The sequence below is a fragment of the Mesorhizobium sp. M7A.F.Ca.ET.027.02.1.1 genome (genome assembly GCF_004022985.1).
In the GTDB taxonomy this organism is placed as follows: domain Bacteria; phylum Pseudomonadota; class Alphaproteobacteria; order Rhizobiales; family Rhizobiaceae; genus Mesorhizobium.
This window is the reverse complement of sequence record NZ_RZOL01000878.1, coordinates 1-691: the sequence shown is the minus strand read 5'-3', so window position 1 is coordinate 691 and position 691 is coordinate 1. Positions and strand designations below refer to the sequence as shown.

The window sequence follows — 691 nt, the reverse complement described above, 5'->3', positions numbered from 1 at the left end:
CAGCCTCAGCGCGCACGACGGTGAAGGGCCTGCCTCCAATTTCGCTGGGCTGAAGCCCCCAAGGCAGCTCTGCCATCTCAACATCGCCGCCGCAGCGCCTTATGATGACGCGGCGTTCGTCGAGCGATGCGTCGGAATCGAAAACCTTCGCGCTCATAGCCACGCGAACATAACAGGAACACGATCGCGGTGCAATGCGATCGGACGGAGGACCGATGTGTGCAATGACTATCGATTGACGGTGGATGTCGCTTCGATCGTGGAGGACTTCGCCGACCTGAAGATCAAGATCCGCTTCGGAGAAGGAGCGCCGAACCTCCAGGCGCGCGAGGACATCAAGATCACGGACGTGGCGCCGATCATCAGGACTATCGAGGGCGTCCGAGGCGAAGGCGATATGATGCAACGTCGCTGGAGCTGGCCCGGCCCGAACAAGCGGCCCGTCTATAATTTCCGTTCAGAGGGCCGAGAGTTCTCGTCGAACCGGTGCCTCATCGTGGCGGACGGCTTCTACGAGTTCACCGATCCGATAGACCCCAAGAAGAAGCGAAAGGACAAGTGGCTCTTCACAAAGAAGGACGACCCGATCTTCTGCATTGCTGGAATCTGGCGTGACACGCCGGAGGTCGGCGAAGCCTTCACCATGCTGACGATGGAGCCTGGGCCCGATATCGCGCCCTATCATGACAGG

1 protein-coding gene and 1 pseudogene are annotated in these 691 nt (G+C 59.9%); one reads left to right on the top strand and one right to left on the bottom strand.

Annotated features, from left to right (window positions below; all coding sequences use genetic code 11):
- Positions 1 to 157: pseudogene (locus EN749_RS39325) on the bottom strand (SOS response-associated peptidase); the annotation flags it as partial.
- Positions 158 to 217: 60 nt separating this feature from the next.
- Between EN749_RS39325 and EN749_RS36750 the strand changes: the two are divergent.
- On the top strand, positions 218 to 691 hold a 474-nt coding region (locus EN749_RS36750), incomplete at its 3' end, for an SOS response-associated peptidase (RefSeq protein WP_145991222.1).